The 16,624-nt window shown below is 35.8% G+C and carries 15 protein-coding genes and 1 tRNA gene; 7 read left to right on the top strand and 9 right to left on the bottom strand.

Annotated features, from left to right (window positions below):
• Nucleotides 1–2: 2 nt before the first annotated feature.
• The 7 genes from C8J95_RS16890 to C8J95_RS18610 all read right to left on the bottom strand — a co-directional run bounded on the left by C8J95_RS16890 (nt 3) and on the right by C8J95_RS18610 (nt 8,849).
• A complete protein-coding gene (locus C8J95_RS16890) occupies nt 3–2,663 on the bottom strand; it encodes a TonB-dependent receptor (RefSeq protein WP_158267961.1) in 2,661 nt (886 codons plus the stop codon).
• Between the two features lie 11 nt (nt 2,664–2,674).
• Nucleotides 2,675–3,553 carry a prolyl oligopeptidase family serine peptidase gene (locus C8J95_RS16895; protein WP_107809890.1) on the bottom strand — a complete coding sequence of 293 codons (879 nt, stop codon included), beginning with the start codon at nt 3,551–3,553 and terminating at the stop codon, nt 2,675–2,677.
• A 1-nt stretch (nt 3,554) separates the two neighbouring features.
• Nucleotides 3,555–5,081: a long-chain fatty acid--CoA ligase gene (locus tag C8J95_RS16900; protein ID WP_107809905.1), complete on the bottom strand. Its 1,527-nt coding sequence runs from the start codon at nt 5,079–5,081 to the stop codon at nt 3,555–3,557.
• Nucleotides 5,082–5,309: 228 nt separating this feature from the next.
• Nucleotides 5,310–6,185 (bottom strand): helix-turn-helix transcriptional regulator, encoded by an 876-nt coding sequence (locus C8J95_RS16905; RefSeq protein WP_107809891.1) that lies wholly within the window; start codon nt 6,183–6,185, stop codon nt 5,310–5,312.
• 62 nt (nt 6,186–6,247) lie between these two features.
• Nucleotides 6,248–7,378, bottom strand: a complete 1,131-nt coding sequence (locus tag C8J95_RS16910; RefSeq protein WP_158267962.1) for an alpha/beta hydrolase-fold protein — start codon at nt 7,376–7,378, stop codon at nt 6,248–6,250.
• Nucleotides 7,379–7,549: 171 nt separating this feature from the next.
• Entirely contained in the window at nt 7,550–8,554 is a 1,005-nt protein-coding gene (locus tag C8J95_RS16915) for an alpha/beta hydrolase (protein ID WP_107809893.1), read from the bottom strand.
• A gap of 139 nt (nt 8,555–8,693) precedes the next feature.
• Nucleotides 8,694–8,849: an AraC family transcriptional regulator gene (locus C8J95_RS18610; protein WP_146165467.1), complete on the bottom strand. Its 156-nt coding sequence runs from the start codon at nt 8,847–8,849 to the stop codon at nt 8,694–8,696.
• Nucleotides 8,850–9,163: 314 nt separating this feature from the next.
• Between C8J95_RS18610 and C8J95_RS16920 the strand changes: the two genes are divergently transcribed.
• The 7 genes from C8J95_RS16920 (at nt 9,164) to C8J95_RS16950 (ending at nt 14,987) form a co-directional block, all read left to right on the top strand.
• Nucleotides 9,164–9,236, top strand: a tRNA-Phe gene (locus C8J95_RS16920).
• Between the two features lie 180 nt (nt 9,237–9,416).
• The gene (locus C8J95_RS16925; RefSeq protein ID WP_107809894.1) at nt 9,417–10,298 is read left to right on the top strand and encodes a cupin-like domain-containing protein; all 882 of its coding nucleotides are present in this window, start codon (nt 9,417–9,419) and stop codon (nt 10,296–10,298) included.
• Between the two features lie 132 nt (nt 10,299–10,430).
• Complete coding sequence (locus tag C8J95_RS16930; protein WP_107809895.1) at nt 10,431–10,787, top strand: AraC family transcriptional regulator; 357 nt, start codon at nt 10,431–10,433, stop codon at nt 10,785–10,787.
• Between the two features lie 75 nt (nt 10,788–10,862).
• Nucleotides 10,863–11,624, top strand: coding sequence for an SDR family NAD(P)-dependent oxidoreductase (locus C8J95_RS16935; RefSeq protein ID WP_107809896.1), 762 nt, complete (start codon nt 10,863–10,865; stop codon nt 11,622–11,624).
• A 143-nt stretch (nt 11,625–11,767) separates the two neighbouring features.
• Nucleotides 11,768–12,484 (top strand): hypothetical protein, encoded by a 717-nt coding sequence (locus C8J95_RS16940; RefSeq protein ID WP_107809897.1) that lies wholly within the window; start codon nt 11,768–11,770, stop codon nt 12,482–12,484.
• Nucleotides 12,485–12,772: 288 nt separating this feature from the next.
• Nucleotides 12,773–14,440: an FISUMP domain-containing protein gene (locus C8J95_RS16945; RefSeq protein ID WP_107809898.1), complete on the top strand. Its 1,668-nt coding sequence runs from the start codon at nt 12,773–12,775 to the stop codon at nt 14,438–14,440.
• A gap of 115 nt (nt 14,441–14,555) precedes the next feature.
• Nucleotides 14,556–14,987 carry a hypothetical protein gene (locus C8J95_RS16950; protein WP_107809899.1) on the top strand — a complete coding sequence of 144 codons (432 nt, stop codon included), beginning with the start codon at nt 14,556–14,558 and terminating at the stop codon, nt 14,985–14,987.
• Between the two features lie 161 nt (nt 14,988–15,148).
• Here C8J95_RS16950 and C8J95_RS16955 read toward each other — a convergent pair whose 3' ends face one another.
• Entirely contained in the window at nt 15,149–15,685 is a 537-nt protein-coding gene (locus C8J95_RS16955; RefSeq protein ID WP_107809900.1) for a hypothetical protein, read from the bottom strand.
• A gap of 154 nt (nt 15,686–15,839) precedes the next feature.
• Nucleotides 15,840–16,427, bottom strand: coding sequence for a hypothetical protein (locus tag C8J95_RS16960; RefSeq protein ID WP_107809901.1), 588 nt, complete (start codon nt 16,425–16,427; stop codon nt 15,840–15,842).
• Between the last annotated feature and the right edge of the window lie 197 nt (nt 16,428–16,624).

The raw sequence follows: 16,624 nt of genomic DNA on the forward strand, positions 1-16,624 counted from the left end.
TATTAAAATTTATAGGTTACCGTAATATATCCGGAAGTCGGAGGAATAGCAATTGTGAAATAAGGAGTATTGTTGGCCTCCGCAGATGTATATTCCGCTTGAGTGAAATTTTCGAAGCCGGCGAGCTGCTGCTGGAGAGTTCCCGGTCTCTGGTAGCTCATCACCCCATATTTATTAAATACATTATTCACATTAACAAGCATGCTGAGATTTTCATTTAAATTATACCCTATTCCAAGGTCAAACTGAGAAAATCCCGGTAGTTTGTAAACATTGGTATTGCTCCCTTCTCTTTTACCCATATAGCTCCAGGTCACAAATCCGAATGCTTTACCGATTTTCAGATTAGGCGTTATATTGGCCATAATCTTTGGTGTATAGGCAATGGTAGTTCCTGAATATGAAAATACGGTATCATCAGACGGCCCGGGTGCACTTCCCAGATTCCATAAATACCCTTCCTTAACTTTCGGGTCCTGTAAAGTAAGCACCGCTCTGATACTGAAATTATCGGCAGGTCTGATATTGGTTTCCAATTCAATACCATAAGTTTCATTTTTATTATATAATACCGGAGTTGTATAAAACCCTCCTTTCCCGTCGTCTGCCAGAAAGCTGTAAGGAACATTGCTCAGCAAACTGTAAAAAGGCGTTATAAAAGCATCAAAATAATTTGTTTTAGCTTTAAAGCCCATTTCCACCTGCTGGGTTTTCCTGGATTGAGGGTTGAGTAGATCTATGGTTTCCGGCATGTTGGCTGCAAAGAATATATCAAGATCCGGAGACTTGCTGCCTTTGGAATATCTGGCATATACAGCAATATTATTATTAAACTTATAATTTACTGCTGCTGAATAGGAAAAGTTCTCCAGCTGTCTGCTATAGACAACATTGGTAAGCTTTGCTAATGCATTATTATTGTACAGGGGGTAAAGATTGCCGTCCGTTCCTCCGTTTTTATCCGAAAACAGATATGTTCTGGTATTATTTCCTTTGATCCATACTTTTTCATACCGTATTCCCCAGTCCAGAGTCAGGTGATCCGTTATATCCCAGGTATGCCCGAAAAATAGGGACCCCTGCTGCTGTTTAGCCTTGAATTCCAGCAAAGCTCCCGTATTGCCTGCTGCCTGTGCAAAGCCATCACCATTAGTAAGCTGATAGACGCCTGGTTTTGTAAAATCTAAAGTAGTAACACCCGTTAAGCTCAGTGTCATCATTCTCGGCCTGTTCTCTAAAGTTGTAAGTCCAATTCCGGTAATACCTGAAAAACGCCATACATCAGAATAACCGTAATACCCTCCAAAGGAGAAATTCATATTGTTCCATTTTTTATTGATGGTCAGCTGGCTCATGGATTCTTTCACTTTATTTTCATAAAAATTAAGCGTAGACATTAAAAATGAATTATTCTGAATAGACTGTCCCGGCAATTGATTTTTGGTTATCTGATAAACAGGCAACCCTCCGGCTCCCAAAGTGGAATTCACACTTGCAAGCTCCTGCCCTGTGAGAGCATCCTTAAAAGAATATGTTCCTATTCCCACCCCACCAATCAGAAAATAAGGCGTCATATCATCCAGCGATGTGAGAAAAGAGTTTCCTACACTATTCTGTACCACATCATTATCAGCATATTTACTGGCTAAGAGCAGTTTCCATTCATTTCCGAGGTTGTGATCCCAGTTTAATCCTACGGAACGGTATTTATTGCTAACCAGACGGCCTGAATTATAATCTATATTACCTCCGTGAATAAAATCCGGAGAATTATACTGTAATTTCGGAATCAGTAAAGATGAACTGCTGCTAAAGCCTTCTGCCGGTTCAGGATCTGTATAGTTTCTTGTAGGAATCAATTGGGCATAGCCATTTTTGTCATCAAGGTATTTTAGAAATACTTTTAAACTTCCTTTATTATATTTTTTTACAATGTTTGCTTTTATCTGCCCTCCATTATTAAACGGATATCCGGCATATCTTGCTCCTAAGTCGTATCGGTAAAATCCGCCAATATTAAAAAACCAGTTATCCCCCAAAGGTCCTCCAAAATTGGCATCAATCCTATGATATCCGGAATTATTAGCGCCCTGAATACCATATTTTGCCCGAATTTCTCCTCCGAATTTGTTTCCGCCCGTTTTGGAGATATAGTTGAATATCCCACCCGGTGCGTTGGCTGCAGTAATAGAAGCAGGTCCTCCTCTCACAGCATCAATTTGGGAAATGGTAGCATCTGCCCTCAGAAAAAAATCCGGTCCGTAATTAAAATAAGTTGTATTGGTCACCGGTAATCCATCTTCCTGCATAGATATATATTCATAAGCAAATGTTCCATCTGAGGATCCAGCACTTATTCCTCTTGAACTTACATTATTTCTGATCTCTCCCAATGATGAATTGACATATACACCGGGAACGTTTTTAAGCAGGTCTGCAGCACTGTTTGGAACCTGCTTTTCAATGATATCACTTTTCAGAACAGAGATGGCAATAGGAGCATTCATTCTTGTTCTTTTATCAAATACCCCGGTCATGATCACTTCATCAATATCTTTTGTTTTTGCTGTATCAGCTTTTTTTTTCTGTGCCGTCATATTGGAAGATGCTGCCAGAAAAACTATTGCAACAGTGATTTTTGTATTTATAAGTTTAGTCTTCATATTTTTAATCATTAATTTGTGCCATATTTTTTAAGCCATTCTGCCACATTACTGAATACAACCTGCTCATCTTTTGGTAGTTTCGTAATAAGATGCCCTGCTTCCGGAACTATTACCAGTTTGTATTCAGCACCTTTTGCTTTCAGTGCTTTTTCAAGGATATAAGCCTGCTGAACGGGAACCACTTCATCTTTATCACCATGAATAATCATAATAGGAATCTGATTGACAAATTTTACAGGACTGGTTTTAGCATAAGCTTCCGGGACTGCATCGCCGGGATTCCAGACTGTTTTATTTCCCGACATTTTATCCAGAACATCAAAAAGATTAACTGCTTTCACATATTGTAACGTCTGAACATCCGTAAAATCTACAGGACCACACATTTCTACTATGGTTTTGATCTGAGGATTTTTTGTGTAGGCATACATCATCGAAACATGGGCCCCGGAACTTCCTCCTGAAATTGAAAAACCATTTTTTCTGGTATTCCATTCCTGAGCATGGGCAGAAAGATATTTTACCACCTGATCGATATCGTCCAGAAGCTCCGGAAGATGAGTGTCTGTAAAATTTGCATAACGGTAATCCAGATTGGCAACAGCAATTCCCTGTGAAAGAAGATATTCCGAAATTTTACCATCGTACTTTCTATTACCCTGCGTCCAGGCCCCTCCGTGAATATTAACAAGAAATGCGGTTTTAGGATTTCTATTGGCCGGAAGGTAAATGTCCATCACATTTCTTTCATGCGGACCATATTTTATTTCGGTGAGTTTTTCTTCTTTCAGATTTACAGAAACAGTTTGGGGACTTTCCTTTTTTTGTATAGAGCAGCTTACTGCCAATAATCCAATGGACAGAACTGTAATTTTTAAATAATTCATTTCAGTTAGTTTTTAAGTTCTTTTTAAGTATTTTTCCTGTTGCACTTAAGGGCATTTCATCAATAAATTCTATGATTCTCGGATATTTATATCTGGCAATTCTTTCTTTTGTCCATAGTTTGATATCTTCTTCGGTAACCGTACTTTCCTTTTTTCTCACTACAAATGCTTTAACCTCTTCACCCAGTTTTTCATCTTCGATTCCGATAATGGCAACCATAGATATATCAGGATTCCTCATCATCACTTCTTCTACTTCACGCGGGTAAACATTCATTCCGCCCCTAATGATCATTTCCTTTTTACGGTCGACAATGAAGAAGAAACCGTCTTCATCCTTTACTGCAATATCCCCGGAAAACATCCATCCGTTTCTCAGCGCTTCCTCAGTTTCTTTAGGTTTTCTGTAATAAGATTTCATCACATTGGGACCACGATAGATCAGTTCTCCTTTTTCACCTGTCGGGAGTTCCTTGCAGCGATCATCTACAATCTTTACCTCAACACCCCAGATCGGAGTTCCGATAGAACCGGGCTTCCTGCCTATTTTCAATTGATTGAATGTCACTACCGGAGAACCTTCAGACATTCCGTAACCTTCGATAATCGGAACTCCGAAACGGCTTTCGAACTCATCGATGATTTTTACAGGAAGAGAAGCTCCACCGGAAATACAGATTCGCAGTTTTTTAATACTGCTCCTATTTTCTTCAGTATTCTCTTCATTCAGAAGTGCCCAGTACATGGAGGGAACCCCTGCAAAAATTCTGATATTAAAATGGGGAATAAGCCGGTAAACTTCTTTTGCATCAAATTTTGAAAGGAGAATAAGATGAAGTGATTTCCGGATTCCTGCAAGCATCATTACCGTTAAACCAAAAATGTGAAATAATGGTAAAACCACGAGTTGGGCTTCAAATGCAGCCGAAGCAATTATAGTTGTGCTGGCTTCTGCATTCGTAAAAAGATTAATGTGTGAAAGTTCTGCTCCTTTTGGCTTTCCTGTGGTTCCTGAAGTATAAATAATGACAGCTGTATCTTCTGATGAGGTAATATGAGATTCAAAGTCTGTTTCTTCATCTGCAATTAAATCATCAAAATTCTGAATATCTTCTGCTATGTTTCCTATGCTGATAAAGTCCCTGCATGTCCCGCTGCTATCAAAGCCTTCTTTTCCAAATTTTCCTACAGGCATTTCCGAAGTTCCGGCAAAACACAGAAGCATTTTACTTTCGGAATCGGAAAGCTGATAAGCAATCTCCTCAGGCTTAAGAAAAATACTAAGCGGAACTACGACGGCTCCGGTTTTTAATATTCCGAAAAAAATAATAGGGAACTGGGGAATATTAGGACAGAGCAAAGCAATCTTATCCCCATAACCGATTCCTTTCTTTGTAAATGCATTGGCTGCCTGACAAACTTTTTCATGGAAAACTTTATAATTGATAGTAGTTTCTCCAATAGTTAAAGCTGGTCTTTCAGGATCTCTTCTGGCACTTTCTTCCAATAAAATTGATAAGTTCAGCATAGTTTTGTTCATATTAAGTTAATATTGATATGAAAACTACCTTGTATAAAGGAAATTTCATATGAACTAATCTTAACTCCAAATTAATAATATGCTGAAAAGATGCTGACACGAAAAGGAAATTCCGTGATACGAAAAAGAAATTTTTTTCAGGTGTATAAAAATATAAATCTCTGTAAATGCCAGTATAACTAACATTTAGAGCATTCTATATAAAGGTGTTTAAATTTACAAACGTTCTTCGGAAGGAAGTTTGCCAAAATAACGGAAATAAAGCTGGGAAAAGTGCCCCCGGTTATTATAACCAATAAAATCGCTGATTTCTCCGACCGATTTTCCGGTTTCCAGAAGCATAGCTCTGGCTTTCTCCATTCTGGTTTTTATAATGTACTGGTGAATAGGAAATTGAGTGTAGTCTTTAAATCCTTTTTTCAGATCGCTGCTGTTGAGCCCGCAGTAACGGCTTATTTCTCTAATGGCCAGACTCTGAAATGCATTGGTATCTACAAAATCTTTTGCCAGTTTTATTTTGTCTTGGAATGCTTTTTTGTGTTCAAATGTTTTTTCATCAGAAAGCAGGTAATGAATCCAGTAGCTTAGGAATTCCAGGATTCTGCTTTCGAGGATGATACTGCATGAAGCATCATCAAACGGAGTATCGAAAATGGTTTTGAGCTTTTCCTGGCTCAGATAATTGCGTTGTGCATTTTCCAACTTCTCTTTCAGTAACCCGTTATCTTTTGAAAAAATACTTTTCGGAACAAAAATTCTCACACCGTCAATATCAGTAGTATTGTGTTCAAATTCTTTTTCGTTGTTAATGAAATTACTGCTGATTTTCCCTTCTTTATTGATCCGGAAATCCATCATTCCGTTATCTCCTACTTTATGGGGTGAATGAAAAATGGTTTCTTCCTGAAAGTTCCATTTTCCACGGAAAAAATGAAAATTCCTTTTATTGAAAAGAATTAACTTCCCATCTCCTAAATCCTCCGGCATCTCCAGAACTGTAGAGTTCAGGAAATCTTTTTCACAAAATCTGTAATCCTGAATCAGACCTTGTTTAAAACCATTCGGCTCCAGATAAGGAAGGAGTAATTCCATAAAACGGTAATTTATTAGGTGTAAGTTAATAAAATTCTAAAACATGACAAATGTCATAATTTTTACTTAAAGATCTTCTGTGTAAACTGATAAAGAGATCTTCTCCAGGTAAGCCATTCGTGGCGGGTTTCCGGGGATTTATATTCAAAATAAGAATAGTTATTCTGGTTTAAAAAATTCCTCAATACTTCATTGAATTTAAAAAACAATACATCTTCTTTTTCCCCTATTCCGATAAAGAAGTAAGGTTTTTTCTTAGATTTCAGTAAATTTTTTATGGGAAGCTCTTTAAAAGGATCAGCTTCAGTTCCTTCATAAATCACGGGGCTGAATGCTCCGATTGCTGAAAATGTCTCCGGGTGGGAAACTCCGATCAGCATAGCCTGATAACTGCCGCGGGAAAGTCCTGCAATAGCTCTCTTATCAGAAGTTTTATATTTCTTTTCAATATAGGGGATCAGCTCCTGAGTAACAATAATATCAAGATTTTTTGAAGACAGAACAGTTCTGGGATAGTTGTCCGGCATTTTTTCCTGCTCAGGATTCAATGCAACTCCATAATCCATCACTATAATCATTTCGTGAGCCTTTTTTTCTGCGAAAAGATTATCAAGGATATTAAGAATATAGCCCTGTTTTTCCCAGCCCGTAATATCTTCTCCAGTTCCGTGATACAGATATAAAACAGGCAGCTTTTTAGACCCGTAGCCCGGTGGGAGATATACTTTAAAGTTCCGCTTGCCCTTTGTTATTTTCGAATTCAGACTGTCATCGATAATTTTTCCGTGTTTTACATTTTTTTCCATGAAAAAATCTTCCCCGGAAGGAATTTCAATTCCACTGGTTGGTTGGCTGTACCCGAAATACAGCTGTGTATTGGGATCGTTTGTACGCTGCCCATCCACATTGAACCAATAATAATGAAAACCTATTTCCATAGGTGTCGTGGAGATAGTCCAGAAGCCATTCTTATCTTTGGAAACAGCGGATTTTATACTTTTCATTCCATCCCCACCATCTAAGGTTACAGATTTTGCCTCCGGAAAATAAACATGAAATTCTGCTTTCCTCTCCGAATCTATTTTCGGAAATTCTTTTCCGGGTAAAACTGTTGAAGAAGTCTTATACGTCTGGGAAAATAAGATAGATGAAAATAAAACTAGAATTAAAGATATTGTTTGTAAGTATTGCATTATTTTAGTTTTAAAGCATGAAGAATTTGTGTTCAGACAGCATTTGCAAGAACGGCTTTTAATCATTCCTGCTGATACTGTATTGTTCAGATCAATATTAGGGAAAATATTTTTTCTTAATCCGGATTTACAGGAAATTGTTCTTTTCGTGCCATTTATACCAACTTATAACTACTTTCCAGGTTTAAGAAACTGTTTCATCATTCTCAGTGTGATTTCCATATTTTCCGGCAGAGGCATTCCATGGGCATAACCTGCATAAACATGTAATTCAGTAAAGATACCTGCTTTTATCAGACGGTCTGCATAGGCCATTCCGCTGTCCCGCAAAGGATCTGCTCCCGCGACAAAAATTACAGCCGGAGGAAGGTTTGAAACATCTTTAATATTTCCGGGCAATACATATTTTTCTTTTGAATTTCCGTTTTTCCCGATGTAGAAATCTTTTAAAACCGGAAAATCATCACTTTTAAGACCGGGAATTCTTTTAAATTCAATAACAGACGGATAGTCCATCCCGAAATCACCAGGAGGAATTTCCAGAACCTGCAAACTGATTTCCGGGCCTTTTTCGTCTCTTGCATATTGTGCAAGGCTTCCGGATATTCCAGCTCCTGCACTGTTACCTCCAACTGCGATCAGTTTTCCATTTCCACCAATATTCTCTGCATTTTTGCTGGCCCATAACAAAGAAGCATAGGCATCATGAAGAGCTGCCGGAAAAGGGTTTTCCGGAGCGAAACGGTAATCTACACTAATAACTACAGCTTTTCCTTTCAATGCATAATCTGCACACCTCTGGTGATCCCATCTTGGTGTTCCATAAACGAAACCACCGCCGTGAAACCAAAGAAATATAGGAAGATTCTTTGCATTTCTGGGTTTATAGATTGTTACCGGAATCTCAGGATCTTTTATATTCAGCCCCGGGATTTTAGACTGGATGATCTCGATACTGTCTTTATTTTTCAGTTCCGGCCAAGACATTTCTGAGTGGGCTTTACGTTCTTTTTTTACCTCTTCAAGCGTAATATCCTTAATCGGAGTATTGATCATAGGCCCAAACTGAGGCAGCAATCTTTTCTCTGCTTCAGAAAGGGTAAGCGAATGATATTGCTGTGCAAATGCTAAACCCGAGATCAGGAAAAGTATTAAAAATGGCAGGTATTTTTTCATAATAATATCAATATTAAACTCTATTCTTTCAAAAGTAATATTATGCTTATCATGGGATGATACGAAAAGGAAATTTTGTGATACAGAAAAGAAATTTTTATAGTTGTCCTTTCAAATCCGATGACGATGGATTTTGTGTTTAGTTCTTGAACTGCTTCCGGAAGGCTGCAGCTGTTATTTCTTTATGTTTTTTGAACTGCCCGCTTAAATGTCTTTTATCTGAAAAATCTAAATCATCTGGAAGCTGTTGTACTGAATATTCACTATAGAGAAGTCTCTGCTCAATAATGTTCATTTTATACTGAGTGAGGTAACAAGTATTAAAGTAGGATTAATATATTCCTGAAGAAACCACAAAAGCCAACTGAACAGGGTAGTTTTTGTGGTTTATAATCTTTGTATTTAACTCTGATGATTTTACTAAAGAGCATTCTTTAGTATTTTTATTGCTAATGTTTTCACTTACAGCTAAATATTGAAAATCGGGTATATGTTCAAAGCTTATCTGATTAATTTGAAACAACTAATTGAAATAAAAGCTTGCATGATATGGATAATATGTGTATTTTCGCACCACTTTAAAAACGAAATAATACGTTTTATAGTAATGGTTTCTTAGCTCAGTTGGTAGAGCAATGGATTGAAAATCCATGTGTCCCTGGTTCGATTCCTGGAGAAACCACAAAAACCACCTTATTAGGTGGTTTTTTTGTTTATAAGTATGTTGGGGATAAGCCCCGAAAGTAGATAAAAAGGTGGTAAAATAGTAATATGTATCTTATTTAAAATAGTTCTAAATAAATTACTTTTATTTCACTTTTATATCTTAAAAATTAATACCTTAGCACTTAAATTAAATTAAATGGGAATAACCCTCAAGCCTATTGATGTTGTAGATGACATTTCTCAGGAAGATTTTCGCGAAAAATACCTGAAGCCGCGTAAGCCTGTGGTTATAAAAAATATGGCTAAAAAATGGCCCGCATACCAGAAGTGGACCATGGACTATGTGAAGGAAGTAGTAGGGGATGTAACAGTTCCTTTATACGATAGCTCTAAAGCAGACCCGGCGGCTCCTATTAATGCCTCGGCTGCTGAAATGAAATTTGGCGATTATATTGACCTTATTCAGCGTGAACCAACCGATCTTAGAATATTCTTCTTTGATCCGATAAAATTCGCTCCGAAATTACTTAATGATTATATATCACCTAAAGATCTGATGGGTGGCTTTCTTGATAAGTACCCAAGTATGTTCTTTGGAGGAAAAGGATCAGTAACTTTCCTGCATTATGATATCGATATGCCGCATATCTTCCATACGCATTTTAACGGAAGAAAGCATGTGATGCTTTTTGAATATAAATGGAAAGACCGTTTGTATCAGATCCCATACGCAACTTATGCACTGGAAGATTATGATATAGAAAATCCTGATTTCGAAAAATTCCCGGCATTAGACGGAATTGAAGGAATAGAATGTTTCCTGGAACATGGTGATACCCTGTTTATGCCTACCGGATGGTGGCACTGGATGAAGTATCTGGACGGATCTTTCTCTATTTCGCTTCGTGCATGGGATAAGAGCTGGGCAATAAAAGCACATTCTCTATGGAATCTTACTGTACAGCGTAAATTTGATAACTTTATGAAATCCAGATACAAAAAAAGGTATATGGATTGGAAAGAAAAGAAAGCGGTTGAAAGAGCAAATACCGCACTGAAAAAAGGATTACCTAAATAGTGTAAAAAAATATTGAAAACAAAGCCGGAAGATTTTCTTCCGGCTTTTTGATTTAATGTTATAATCTTATTTCTATTTTATATTCTTCATTAAATGAATTTTATCGAAATTTGAGACTCCAAAAAACAATCGATGAAAAGCAGTAGGCCAGAAGAAATAGTTGCTCAATTCAATCAGATTATTCAAAATAACCTGGATGAATTAATGAATGGAATTACAGATGAGTACTTGGATATTCATAAAATAGCAGATATGATACATATCAATGCTACACATTTAAGTAATACCATTAAAGAAAGAACCGGAAAATCACCTTGCGATATATGTAATGAAAAAACTGTTGATCTTATAAAAAAATTATTGGTAACAACTGATTTGTCAATTGCAACAATTGCCTTCAAGCTCACTTATGAGCCTACAAACTTTACAAAATATTTTAAGAAACATACCGGAATGCTTCCGTCTGTATACCGATCCGAATTTCGATAAGAAAATACTGAAACGTTCACCATATCGTGGATACTATACTTTGGTAATTTTGTGTTGTTAATTAAAAAAAAGAGAATGGCACAGAGTAAAATAGCTTTAATAACTGGTGGAAGCAGAGGTTTAGGAAGAAATACTGCTATAAAAATTGCACAAAAAGGAATCGATGTAATTATCACCTATTTCAGCAATGAAGAAAAAGCAAATGAAGTTGTTGAAGAAATACAAAAACTTGGAAGAAAAGCAAAAGCCCTAAAAATAGATACAAGTAATACAAAAGAATTTCAGGCTTTTGTAACTGAATTAAACCTGTATCTTCAAAGTGAATATGGTGTTGCTAAATTTGATTTTCTGATAAATAATGCAGGAACAGGAGGGCATACAGCATTTGTAGATGCAACAGAAGAAGAGTTTGATGCAATGGTAAATATTCACCTTAAAGGAGTTTATTTTCTTACACAGAAGCTTTTGCCTTATCTGAATGATGGTGGAAGTATTATCAACATATCTTCGGGGCTTGCGCGTTTCTCTCATCCAAATACTTCCATGTATGCAGGTGTAAAAGGTGCTATGGAAGTTGTTACCAGAATTTGGGCTCTTGAACTTGGACAAAGAAAGATAAGAGTGAATATTGTTGCTCCGGGTGCTGTGGGAACTGATTTTAATGGCGGAGCTGTTCGTGATAATGAAAAGGTGAATGAAACAGTTGCCGGAATCACAGCATTGGGAAGAGCCGGAGTTCCGGATGATATTGGCGGAGTAATAGCATTTTTATGCACCGAGGATGCACGCTGGATTAATGGGCAAAGAATTGAAGTTTCCGGAGGGATGCATTTGTAAGAAATGAATATTTTAGAAAAAACAGGCAGTTTTATTAATAAAACTGCCTGTTTTTTAATTTATATAATTCCATAAGATGTTTTTTAATAGGATTTTATAAATTTATTTAAATTGCATCATCAACTTTTTAATATTTAGTGTAAATGTTTGAAAAACTAATTGACAGCTTCGAGAAACTTTGTTTACAGATTATTATTGAGATATTACTGGTTCCGGTAACTATTTTTAAACTGTTTCAGAAATCTGCCCGGTGTTATGATCTTTCAGTACACGAAATGGAGAAAGAGGAAACGGAACGTTTTAAAGATTATCTTTCACCCATAAAATTGTCAGTATACACATCTGTTATTGTTTCAATACTGTTAATGGATTATGGTGGCGAACAAAATTTTGTTTCCAGAATTAAAGGGGTAAGTATGGTGGAGAAGGCACTATTTATTTTCCTGATCAATAATTTCACAGCCGTTTTATTTAGTGTTATTCTGCTTTGGTATAAAAGAGAGAAAGTTAATACTACAACATTCCGGACACTTTTATTTTCTTTTATATATACCACTGTTTATACATCAACACCCGCCTTTTTATTTACTTTCTCCATGATGTTTCTGGGGCAGACCGTAAATATAGACGAGTATGTACAACACTTCAATCTGACTGGCAGTGTAGGAATAAGGGAATATGTATTTCTTATTATTTGTTTAATAACTATAGTTATTGGGGGAATGGGTCTGATCAAGTTAGTCCGTGCTCTGCATCATATTCTTAAAGAAAACTTCCGGTACCATCCGTATATCGTCTGGTTTTTTACTTTACTGTTCTTTTTAATTCAGTTATTTTATACAATGGAATTTGTGGGATAAATTATTCCCGGAAGTATCAAACGGAACTATTATATTTTATTCATACTGACATTCGGAATGTCATAAATAATCAGAAATTGTATTTTTGTAAAGAATATACAAGTACGAAGTGATCTTAAATGATGGAATTTATGTGTTTTAGCCAAGAAATTGACCCTATTGATTTCTTAACTAAAACACTTTCTTTTTTGTCATTATAAGAGGACTTGAAATATTGCTTCATATATTATATATAGCAGTTTACAAAACTTGTTTTTTCAAAAAAGATTAAAAATAAAATACAAATAAATGATAGAAAAACTACTTGTGAAATCTGTAATAACCGGTGGTGTGTTGCTCTCTTTGCTCTCGTGCAGAAGTTCGGGAGAGGCAATTGCTACAGGCGAAACCAATGTAAGAATCAATCTTTTAGGCAGTGGATTCAGTCAGGAAGGAACTTTAGGGGGACAGGCCGCAACAAACCATTTGAAACTAAATGATACCAAACAACAACAGGAGCTGGCGATCAATGATGACTATAAATTGGTTGCAGTTCTGTCTCCGGATAATTCTCAGCCATTAACTGCTTCTCTGGCTTCCCTGAAAGCTGCTACACCTCCTCTTAAGGATACTAATAACCTTGGTTATGGCATTAAGTACAAAGTTGTTGTATATGACGGAAATGGCCGTTATGTAACCGAAAAAGATTATGTGAGCGGGGATGAACGAAATGCGGCTCCTGTTACCGGGCTCAATGGCGGCTCTACGTATACATTTGTGGTTTATTCGACGGGCTCAAAAACCATTGTGCCTTCTGTCACTTATCCGGATCAGGCTAATAAGACATTGGCAACAGCTTCTGTAGAAGAGGTACCGGGAAACAGCGATCTTATGTATTTTTCCAAAACAATGGAGATTACGGGAAATAATACCAATTATCTGGATGTTGTATTTTCTCATCAGTTTAGTCAGGTAACTGTCTATCTGGATGCTACACCGACACAGTGGTATAATATTACGAATCTGGAAGAAGTTAGCATATCTCCACATTATGATAAAGCAAAAATGCTAATGGCAGATGGCAGCATAACGCCGGAGCAACCGGCTGCAAAGGGAAGCATTGTTTCTTTTCCGCTCCTAAGTGCCAAAAGTGTAAAAGCTGATCCGGTCTATATCAATACCAACAAAGTGACTGATGGTATTTTCAGAATTAAAACTATCCTTATGACGCATCAGAATGATGCACCTGTAAGCTTGCAGAATATTGCCCTAAATGATCTGAAAATAACTCCGGGAGTGAAATATAATCTGAAAATTACGCTTCAGCCTAATGATAAATACCTTTTTTACCGGGGGTATCAGGCAGTGCGTCTAAGTGGTATGATCTGGATGCGCCATAATCTTGGGGCAGATATGATGGCAAATCCGGATGTTCCTGCGCAACAGATTAATGGAGACTATTATCAGTTTGGTAAGAAAATGTCTGCAGCCAATGTAACTACACCGCCAAATTCAATTTCGAAATGGGATATTAGCAGCGCTCCAAACGATGCCTGGAATTCAGGTAGCTTCTTGGTGGCTGTAAAAACGGCTAACGATCCATGTCCGGATGGATGGCGTTTGCCTACTAACAGAGAAATAAATACTTTGGATAAAGGGACGAATAAATCGACTATAGGAACAGTGCAGAATTCAGCAACCAATTATTCTGCGGCAAAAGTTCTTACCAGTGTTTTTGATCCGAGTATTAAGATGACGGTTCCTTTTAGTGGCTATAGAAGTGCGTCAGACGGAACTTTGCTCTCGAGAGGTGAGAGAGGTGGATTCTGGAGCGCTACGCCTAATTTTAGTAACACGACACAGGCAGTACAATGGACACTTTACGATATGCATCCCGTTAATAATAATTATCCGTGGGCTACAAGGTCTGAAGCGGTATCTGTACGCTGTATAGCTACCTTTCCACTGGATAGGTAAAATTGAACTATTATAAATTTTATCGTCGATTTTACTTACTAGATAATTTTTTTAATAGAATAATTGAAATTTATATATTTACAGAAAATAATACCATTAAATATATATTTTATACATGAAAAAATATCTTTTACTTATTCCATTTTTGTTACTAGGCTGCAGTTTTAATAGAACTTATAGAAATAGAGCAGAAGATAAAGAAGAAGCTGAAAAAGTAGTGAGTAAACTTTATTATACACTTCAGAATGGAGATTTACAAAAAGCCTCAAAGTTTTTTAGTGGGAAATTTTTTCAGGTAACTGACAAAAATAAGTTTAACAGATTGTTTAAAAAAATGGATGAATATGGAAAGGTATCAGACTATAATTTATCTAAATGGGAAACTTTTGTCGTAGAGGGAACTAATTCGAAAGCTGAGTATGTTTTGACTTATGATGTGAAAAGAGACAGTACGAAAATGCAGGAGGTTTTTAGTATGGAGAAAGAAAATGATAGTATTAAAATAGTTGGTTATAGAGTCAATTACGACTTTCTTTTAGATAAATAGATAGGGTACTTCTATATTTCTCCTTTGTTATAGCATCTTATTTACATTATCGTAACTATAAAGCCTTTTAATAAAACAAGCTGCCTGAAAAGACAGCTTGTGAGATATTTTATCAGTCACGGGCCGGAGGCTCGCGCTAGCGGGGAGAGTTTTTTTATGTTTTAATATTTTTCAATAATATAATTTCCGGCATAATCATTAAAGCTTATCAGATAGCCTTCCAAGAACATTTTGTATAATATGGTTTGTGTATCATCAGTCGAAAGACTTTTAGGATAAAAATAATACTTTTCTTTACTTTCGTTTTGTTCAAAGTACTTTCGTATAATGGCCTTTGATGATAGCTTCATAATATTAGGGTTCACAGTAAAGGACTGATACTCGTATTTAGTAGCGATTGCAGATTTTAATTTAAATCTTTGATTTAAAACGTTATCTAAAAAAGTATAAAAATCTTTAGATTTATCTTCATAATTGCTATACCAATCATACAACTCTAGCACATTAGTTACAAATATCTTATTATTATCTAAACATACGTATAAATGGTTCGTTGCATTATCAGGGATATTTAAAATATTCTTATTATCAGTTTTCGCCAATTTCCTTACAAAACCTTCACTCACTATTTTCTTCTGGCATGCAATTAAGAGTAAGGAGATTATAATAAGAACCGATATATAGTTAATAATTCTCATATTTTTGTAATATATAAATTTGATATACGCAGGTGTGAGCGTCTCACTCGTATCAATGTAAATATAACATATTAATAAAAACAAGCTGCCCGAAAAGGCAGCTTGATAAGTATTTTTGTATTTGTTACGAGCCAGAGGCCCGCGCTAGCGGGGGTTAATCAATAGTATTTATCTTATTGATTCTGAAGCTTCCACTATAATCATCAAAAGTGATGTGGAAATTGGATAAATATAATTTGTATAAGATGGTGTATCTTATATTTAAAGAATAATCTCCAGGATAGAATAAAAAAATATCTTTATGTTTTTCTAAATATTTTTTTTCAACATCTGAAACGCTGTTTTTTATAACATCATCATCTATCTGAAAAATAGTATATTTTCTTTTATCAGATATTTGATCAAATTTTAATACCGACTCTTGACAAAGAAGAGGTTTTAAAAAAGAATAATATGTATTGTATTCTTTTTTATAGTTATCAACATAAATATTATGTAATTCTAATCCATTAGTTGCATATAGATTACCGTTGTTTAATTTTACAAATACTAATTGAATTGCAGCAGAAGGGGTAGCGGAAATTACATTTGTTTTATTTTGCTTGTCAATTTTAGAAATTTCTCTAATAAATGTGTCATTAATTTTGCAATCATCTTTTTTTATACATGAGTTAAGAACTAGTATAAAGATACTGTAAACCCATATTTTTTTTGCAAAAAATAATTTGATATGCTTTTTCATATGTTTAATTATTGCTTTCCATTTTATTGTTTCTTCCTTTGAGTAAAAGCGAGCTAGGCAAAATATAATTATCAGGATTAGGGTTTATTTTTTTTTCCACCCTGTAAGTACCCCATATTTCAGACAGCTATTAATTGAGTATTTTTCTTTTCAGCAGCTAACATTTTATACTTATACTCAATAGGCGTAAGATTGCC

This window comes from Elizabethkingia sp. YR214, from assembly GCF_003058195.1.
Taxonomy (GTDB): Bacteria; Bacteroidota; Bacteroidia; order Flavobacteriales; family Weeksellaceae; genus Elizabethkingia.

Bases quoted from the DNA above. Each gene is read 5' to 3' on its own strand.
- C8J95_RS16890 (WP_158267961.1), bottom strand. From the start codon at position 2,663: ATGAAGACTAAACTTATAAATACAAAAATCACTGTTGCAATAGTTTTT.
- C8J95_RS16895 (WP_107809890.1), bottom strand. From the start codon at position 3,553: ATGAATTATTTAAAAATTACAGTTCTGTCCATTGGATTATTGGCAGTA.
- C8J95_RS16900 (WP_107809905.1), bottom strand. From the start codon at position 5,081: ATGCTGAACTTATCAATTTTATTGGAAGAAAGTGCCAGAAGAGATCCT.
- C8J95_RS16905 (WP_107809891.1), bottom strand. From the start codon at position 6,185: ATGGAATTACTCCTTCCTTATCTGGAGCCGAATGGTTTTAAACAAGGT.
- C8J95_RS16910 (WP_158267962.1), bottom strand. From the start codon at position 7,378: ATGCAATACTTACAAACAATATCTTTAATTCTAGTTTTATTTTCATCT.
- C8J95_RS16915 (WP_107809893.1), bottom strand. From the start codon at position 8,554: ATGAAAAAATACCTGCCATTTTTAATACTTTTCCTGATCTCGGGTTTA.
- C8J95_RS18610 (WP_146165467.1), bottom strand. From the start codon at position 8,849: ATGAACATTATTGAGCAGAGACTTCTCTATAGTGAATATTCAGTACAA.
- C8J95_RS16925 (WP_107809894.1), top strand. From the start codon at position 9,417: ATGGGAATAACCCTCAAGCCTATTGATGTTGTAGATGACATTTCTCAG.
- C8J95_RS16930 (WP_107809895.1), top strand. From the start codon at position 10,431: ATGAAAAGCAGTAGGCCAGAAGAAATAGTTGCTCAATTCAATCAGATT.
- C8J95_RS16935 (WP_107809896.1), top strand. From the start codon at position 10,863: ATGGCACAGAGTAAAATAGCTTTAATAACTGGTGGAAGCAGAGGTTTA.
- C8J95_RS16940 (WP_107809897.1), top strand. From the start codon at position 11,768: ATGTTTGAAAAACTAATTGACAGCTTCGAGAAACTTTGTTTACAGATT.
- C8J95_RS16945 (WP_107809898.1), top strand. From the start codon at position 12,773: ATGATAGAAAAACTACTTGTGAAATCTGTAATAACCGGTGGTGTGTTG.
- C8J95_RS16950 (WP_107809899.1), top strand. From the start codon at position 14,556: ATGAAAAAATATCTTTTACTTATTCCATTTTTGTTACTAGGCTGCAGT.
- C8J95_RS16955 (WP_107809900.1), bottom strand. From the start codon at position 15,685: ATGAGAATTATTAACTATATATCGGTTCTTATTATAATCTCCTTACTC.
- C8J95_RS16960 (WP_107809901.1), bottom strand. From the start codon at position 16,427: ATGAAAAAGCATATCAAATTATTTTTTGCAAAAAAAATATGGGTTTAC.